The following is a 6,699-nucleotide window of genomic DNA, read 5'->3' as shown; positions in this document are numbered from 1 at the left end:
TTCGAGGACCCGTACATCCTCATCGCGAACCAGAAGATCTCGAACATCAAGGACCTTCTGCCCATCGTCGACAAGGTGATCCAGGAGGGCAAGGAGCTCGTCATCATCGCCGAGGACGTCGAGGGTGAGGCTCTCGCGACCCTCGTTCTCAACAAGATCCGCGGCATCTTCAAGTCGGTCGCCGTCAAGGCTCCCGGCTTCGGTGACCGTCGCAAGGCGCAGCTCCAGGACATCGCCATCCTCACCGGCGGCCAGGTCATCACGGAGGAGGTCGGTCTCAAGCTCGAGAACGCCACCACCGACCTGCTCGGCAAGGCGCGCAAGGTCATCGTCACCAAGGACGAGACCACGATCGTCGAGGGTGCGGGCGAGTCGGCGCAGATCGAGGGTCGCGTGACCCAGATCAAGCGCGAGATCGAGAACACCGACAGCGACTACGACCGCGAGAAGCTGCAGGAGCGCCTCGCAAAGCTCGCCGGCGGCGTCGCCGTCATCAAGGCGGGTGCGGCCACCGAGGTCGAGCTCAAGGAGCGCAAGCACCGCATCGAGGACGCCGTTCGCAACGCGAAGGCCGCCGTCGAGGAGGGCATCGTCCCCGGTGGCGGTGTCGCCCTCATCCAGGCCGGCAAGCGTGCGTTCGAGAAGCTCGCACTCACGGGCGACGAGGCGACGGGTGCGAACATCGTCAAGGTCGCCATCGAAGCGCCCCTGAAGCAGATCGCCCTCAACGCCGGCCTCGAGCCGGGTGTCGTCGCCAACAAGGTGTCGGAGCTTCCCGTCGGCCAGGGCCTGAACGCCGCGACCGGTGAGTACGTCGACATGTTCGCCGCGGGCATCATCGACCCGGCCAAGGTGACGCGCTCGGCGCTGCAGAACGCCGCGTCGATCGCGGGTCTGTTCCTCACCACCGAGGTCGTCGTCGCCGACAAGCCCGAGAAGGCCGCCGCTCCCGCGGGCGACCCCACGGGTGGCATGGACTTCTGAGTCCGGATCTCAACGGAAAGGCCCCTCTTCGGAGGGGCCTTTCTGCGTGGAGCGGTGCTCAGTCGGGCGGGCTCAGCGGAACATGCTCGCGGCGGCGCTCTCGGTCTGCGCATACTGTGCGCCGGCGTGCCCCAGCGCGGTGCCGATGTCTCCGAGCGCGCTCTCCAGCTCGGTCTGTGCGGCCCGCCACCGATCGACCAACCCTTGGAAGGCAACGGCCGCGCTGCCCGTCCACGCACCGTGGAGCTGGGTGAGTTGGCCGAGCATCGCGGCGGTCTCTGACTGCAGGCGATCGGCGGTGGCGCGAATCGCCCCGGTGGCACTGAGTACGGCTTCCGAGTCCACACTGAACGCGGTCATGGTGACGTCCTTTCGTCGGTGTGGGTTCACGCTAGCCAGCGGTGGGCAGGCCCGAGATGGCCCAGAGCGCGGGTGTGCACTATGCGGTCGCGGAGGGGCTCCGGGGAGGAAGCCTCGAGCGGAGCTCGCAGCCTCGGTGCCTCAGGAGTCGATGTGCAGCCGAGGCAGGGGCTGCGTCTCGATGAAGAGATGCTCCGCGGCGTCGCGGCGCTGCGCGAGCGGGAACGCGACGCGGAAGGTGGCACCCCCGCCGGGCGTCTCGCTGACCACGATCGATCCGTGCAGCGCGTCGACCACCGACGCCACGATCGACAGACCCAGGCCGGAGCCGCCCGTCTCACGCGTGCGCGAGGTGTCGGCGCGCCAGAACCGCTGGAAGATCTTCTCCCGCAGCTGCGGAGCGATGCCTTCGCCGTGATCGATGACCGAGATCCATCCCATTCCACCGGGTTCGTCGACGCCCACGGCGAGCTCGATGGGCGAGCCCGCCGGCGTGTACCGGCGCGCGTTGCCGAGCAGGTTCGCGACGACCTGACGGATGCGGTTCTCGTCGCCCAGGACGATGGGTTCCCGCTCGGAGGGCAGGGGCATCGCAGGGGCGGGGGAAGGTGCCGTGACCGTCTCGCCGTCGGCGCGCGGCCGGCGTCGCAGCAGTGCACCGATCGCCGCGGTCGGGGGCCGTCGACGCGTCGGGGCGCTGGCCGTCGGCGGCGCGGATGCCGGACGCCGCACCGCCGGGCGTGGGTCGTCGTCGATGAACGAGACGGTCCGTTCCGGCGAGGTCGCGCGCGCATCCAGCACCGCGTCGCGGGCGATCGGGCGCAGGTCTACGGGAGCGACGACGATGTCACGGCGCTCGTCGAGGCGGGCGAGGGCGAGCAGGTCTTCGACGAGGCCGCCCATGCGGATGGCCTCTTTCTCGATGCGTTCCATCGATTGCGCCGTCTGCTCGTCGCCCGAGATGGCGCCCATCCGGTACAGCTCCGCGTATCCGCGCACGGTCACCAGGGGTGTGCGCAATTCATGACTGGCGTCGCCGATGAAGCGTCGCATCTGCAGCACGGTGGCGTCGCGCTGGCCGAGCGCCTGATCCACGCGGTCGAGCATGGCGTTGATCGCCGTCTTGAGCTTGCCGACTTCGGTGCCGGGAGCGATGTCGCCCATGCGCTGGCCGAAGTCGCCCCGCGCGATGGACATCGCCGTCTGCTCCACCTGCCCGAGGCTCCGGAACGCCAGCGTGACGAGCCAGCGGGTGAGCAGGGCGCTCACCAGGATCGTCATGAGCGCCAGAATCGTGTAGATGCCGACGAAGCTCGCCACCGTCTGATTCACGGGCGTCAACGGCAGGGCGAGCAGCTGGACGTTGTTCTCGCGTGCTCCCGGGATCTGCAGGATGTCGACGGCGGCATGGAAGGTCGTCTTGCCGTCGGCCGAGGTGAGATCGAACGGAGTCGTTCCCTGCATGAGGGTGCTGTCGAGACCGAACGTGGTCGGGAACACCGGCGGATTGTCGGACGGCGGGCCTCCGGTGGCCAGCCTCGTGCCGTCGGGCCCGTAGACGGCGATGTAGAAGGATGTCAGCGGCGGATAGTCGGCGGGCTCGAATTTGGCGACCCCGTCGACGACCGCGACGTTGAGCAGACTGCTGGCCTGATCGAGCGTCACCGTCTGGCTGATCGACTGGTCGCGCTCGGAGATCTGGGCGTTGCGCAGGAACACCGCCGTACCGAACCCGGCGACGAGCAGTCCGCCGGTCAGCACGGCCACGGTGACGCCCGTGACCTTGGCCCGCAGGCTGATGCCGCGCCACCACGAGGTGAGGCGGTCGTTCTTCTTCGCGTGTGCCGCGTACACGCCGTCCGCCGTCATCGCCCCGCGATCAGGCGGTCTTGCCGGCCTTCAGCATGTAGCCGAAGCCGCGCTTGGTCTGGATGAGCGGCTCCGAGGAGTACGGGTCGATCTTGCGGCGCAGGTACGAGATGTAGCTTTCCACGATGCCCGCGTCGCCGTTGAAGTCGTACTCCCAGACGTGATCGAGGATCTGCGCCTTGCTGAGCACCCGGTTGGGGTTGAGCATGAGGTAGCGCAGGAGCTTGAACTCGGTGGGGGACAGGTCGATCGAGACGTCTCCCACCGTGACGTCGTGCGTGTCCTGGTCCATGGTCAGCTCGCCGGCGCGGATGGTCGACTCCTCGTTGGCCTGCATGGTGCGTCGGAGAATCGCCTGGAGTCGCGCGACGATCTCGTCGAGGGAGAAGGGCTTGGTGACGTAGTCGTCGCCACCGGCGTTCAGCCCTTCGATCTTGTCCTCGGTCTCGTCCTTCGCCGTGAGGAAGAGGATGGGGGCCGTGTACCCTGCGCCGCGGAGGCGCTTGGTGACGCTGAACCCGTTCATGTCGGGGAGCATCACGTCGAGGATGATGAGGTCTGGTTCCTCTTCGAGCACGGCCGAGATGGTCTGCGCGCCGTTCGCGACGGCGCGCACCTGGTAGCCGGCGAACCTGAGGCTCGTGACCAGCAGGTCCCGGATGTTCGGTTCGTCGTCCACGACGAGGATGCGCGGTGCGGTCATAGCCCCATCCTGGCATCGCAACCCTTCCCTTTGCTGGATATCGGAGAAGATGGATGGATGACGACGCCCGCGCCGCAGGTCCCCGTCCCCCCGTCGGCACCGCTGTTCGCGCCACCGATGTCACCCATCGCGCCCGCGATCTCCCGCGCGGCCCGGGCTCTGCCCGCCGACGCCCTCGTGGGCGGTCTCGCCTTCCACCGCCTGATCTTCGCGCGCCGACGCTCGGGATGGTGGACGCCGCTGGTCACCGGCATCCTGGGACTCGCGATCTACCTCGGGTTCCTGGTCTTCGTCATGGTCGTCATCGGCATCGCGCTCTTGGGCGACCCGGCGCGCCTGGACGACCTGGGACGCCTCGGTCAGTCGGGCGGCGTCGACATGGGCGACCCGCTCATGGTCGCGATCCTGCTCGGCACGATCGCCCTCATGCTCCCGGCCTACATCCTCGCGTCACTGATCGTGAACGGACCGCGGGTCGGACTCGTCTCCTCCGCCGCGGGGCGGCTGCGCTGGCGCTGGATGTTGCGCTGCGGCGCGCTCGCCGTCGGCGTGTCGGTCGTGCTGACCGCGGTGGGCTTCCTCCTTCCCGGCGCAATGGAGGAGCCCGGGACGCCCGTCCCGGCCGCGACCTGGCCGATCACGCTGGTGATCGTGCTGCTGCTCGTTCCGGTGCAGGCGGCGGCGGAGGAGTACATCTTCCGCGGGTACCTCATGCAGAGCATCGGGCGCTGGCTGCGGCATCCTGCCTTCGCGATCCTGCTGCCCGTGCCGTTGTTCGTCCTCGGTCACGGCTATGACCTGCTCGGTCAGATCGGTGTCGGGCTGTTCGCCGTCGCCGCCGGCTGGCTCACGTGGCGCACCGGCGGACTGGAAGCGGCGATCGCCCTCCACGTCGTGAACAACCTGTCGGCGTTCCTGCTCTCGCTCGCGTCGGGGTCGAGCCCCACCGAGAGCACGACCGGACTGGTCAGCTTCCTGTGGTCGTTCCTGCTGATCGCCGGATACGTCGCGCTCGTCGAGTGGATGCTGACGCGTCGCCCCCTGCCGCGCACGCTCCTGCTGCCGCCGCCGGCTCCCGCGTGGGGGACCTACGCGGCGGCGATGCCCTCGGCATCCAGGATCGTGTAGCTGTAGCCCTGCTCGGCGAGGAAGCGCTGCCGGTTCTGCGCGAAGTCCTGGTCGACCGTGTCGCGTGCGATGAGCGTGTAGAAGCTCGCCGTGTGCCCGTTCGACTTGGGACGAAGCAGCCGGCCGAGCCGCTGCGCCTCCTCCTGACGTGAGCCGAACGACCCCGACACCTGGATCGCGACCGAGGCGTCGGGCAGATCGATCGAGAAGTTCGCGACTTTCGAGACGACGAGGACAGGCAGGCGCGCCTCGCGGAAGGCGGCGAACAGCTCCTCGCGCTCGTCCACGGGCGTCGCTCCGGTGATCTTCGGTGCGTCCAGAGCCTCGGACAGCACGTCGATCTGATCGAGATACTGGCCGATGACGAGGATTTGCTCTCCCGCGTGACGGGCGACGAGATCCTTCACCACACCGATCTTCGCGTGAGCCGTGGCGGCGAGACGGTAGCGTTCGTCGTCGGCGGATGCCGCGTATTCCATGCGGTCGGAGGGCGGGAGGTCGACGCGCACCTCGTAGCAGACGGCCGGAGAGATGAAGCCCTGGGCCTCGATCTCCTTCCACGGGGCGTCGAAGCGCTTGGGGCCGATGAGGCTGAACACGTCCCCCTCGCGGCCGTCCTCCCGGACGAGCGTCGCGGTCAGTCCGAGGCGGCGACGTGCCTGCAGATCGGCGGTGAGCTTGAAAACCGGAGCGGGAAGCAAATGCACCTCGTCGTAGACGATGAGGCCCCAATCCAGCGCGTCCAGCAACGCCAGGTGCGCGTACTGGCCTTTCCGCTTGGCCGTGAGGATCTGATAGGTCGCGATGGTGACCGGCTTGACCTCCTTGGACTGACCGGAGTACTCGCCGATCTCCTCGGGGGTCAGCGTGGTGCGCTTGAGCAGCTCGTCGCGCCACTGGCGCGCGCTGACGGTGTTGGTGACGAGGATGAGGGTCGTCGTCTTCGTTTCGGCCATCGCCGCGGCGCCCACGAGCGTCTTGCCGGCGCCGCAGGGGAGCACGACGACGCCCGAGCCGCCCTCGCTGAAGATGTCGACGGCGTGGCGCTGGTACGGACGCAAGGTCCACCCGTCCTCGTGCAGGTCGATCTCGTGCGGGGTGCCGGGAGTGTAGCCGGCGTGATCCTCCGCCGGCCACCCGATCTTCAGCAGCTCCTGCTTGATGTGACCGCGCGCCCAGGCGTCGATCACGTAGGTGTCGGGGGAGGGGTGGCCGATCAGCAGCGGCTGAATGCGCTTGTTCTTGGCCATCTCGGCGAGAACGGCGGGATCGGAGCCCCGCAGCACGAGCGCGCCCTCGGCATCCCGCTCGATGACCAGGCGCCCGTAGCGGTTGACGGTCTCACGGATGTCGATCGACACCGAGGCGGGCACCGGGAAGCGGGACCAGCGGTCGAGCGTGGCGAGCATGTCGTCGGCGCTGTGGCCGGCGGCGCGTGCGTTCCAGAGCCCCAGCCGGGTGACCCGGTAGGTGTGGATGTGCTCGGGTGCGCGCTCGAGCTCGGCGAAGATCGCGAGCTCGTGCCGCGCTGTCTCCGCCTGGGGGTGAGCGACTTCGAGCAGCACGGTGCGGTCGCTTTGCACGATGAGGGGGCCGTCAGCCATAGCGTCCCAGTCTACCGACCTCGCAGCGCCCGGGGCTCGCGTCGCCAGCCG

6 protein-coding genes are annotated in these 6,699 nt (G+C 68.6%); 2 read left to right on the top strand and 4 right to left on the bottom strand.

All coding sequences use genetic code 11. The annotated features are described in order from the left end of the window. Positions 1 to 984 (top strand): chaperonin GroEL (gene groEL / locus ABS64_RS12910; RefSeq protein WP_292684015.1); only part of this gene is annotated, 984 nt, incomplete at its 5' end. A gap of 72 nt (positions 985 to 1,056) precedes the next feature. On the opposite strand, the gene ABS64_RS12905 is transcribed toward groEL, so the two are convergent. From ABS64_RS12905 to ABS64_RS12895, 3 genes are all read right to left on the bottom strand, one after another. Beyond that, positions 1,057 to 1,344 (bottom strand): WXG100 family type VII secretion target, encoded by a 288-nt coding sequence (locus tag ABS64_RS12905; protein ID WP_292684013.1) that lies wholly within the window; start codon positions 1,342 to 1,344, stop codon positions 1,057 to 1,059. Positions 1,345 to 1,485: 141 nt separating this feature from the next. Further along, positions 1,486 to 3,213, bottom strand: coding sequence for a HAMP domain-containing sensor histidine kinase (locus ABS64_RS12900; protein ID WP_288121592.1), 1,728 nt, complete (start codon positions 3,211 to 3,213; stop codon positions 1,486 to 1,488). Positions 3,214 to 3,223: 10 nt separating this feature from the next. Further along, positions 3,224 to 3,916 (bottom strand): response regulator transcription factor, encoded by a 693-nt coding sequence (locus ABS64_RS12895; RefSeq protein ID WP_288121593.1) that lies wholly within the window; start codon positions 3,914 to 3,916, stop codon positions 3,224 to 3,226. A 57-nt stretch (positions 3,917 to 3,973) separates the two neighbouring features. Between ABS64_RS12895 and ABS64_RS12890 the strand changes: the two genes are divergently transcribed. Beyond that, entirely contained in the window at positions 3,974 to 5,044 is a 1,071-nt protein-coding gene (locus ABS64_RS12890) for a type II CAAX endopeptidase family protein (RefSeq protein ID WP_292684010.1), read from the top strand. Here ABS64_RS12890 and ABS64_RS12885 read toward each other — a convergent pair. After that, entirely contained in the window at positions 5,005 to 6,648 is a 1,644-nt protein-coding gene (locus tag ABS64_RS12885) for a DNA repair helicase XPB (protein ID WP_005051062.1), read from the bottom strand. The genes ABS64_RS12890 and ABS64_RS12885 overlap by 40 nt on opposite strands. Between the last annotated feature and the right edge of the window lie 51 nt (positions 6,649 to 6,699).

It is taken from the genome of Microbacterium sp. SCN 69-37 (assembly GCF_001724435.1).
Taxonomy (GTDB): domain Bacteria; phylum Actinomycetota; class Actinomycetes; order Actinomycetales; family Microbacteriaceae; genus Microbacterium; species Microbacterium laevaniformans.
The sequence above is the reverse complement of the archived record's forward strand: the minus strand, read 5'-3'. Positions and strand labels throughout refer to the sequence as shown.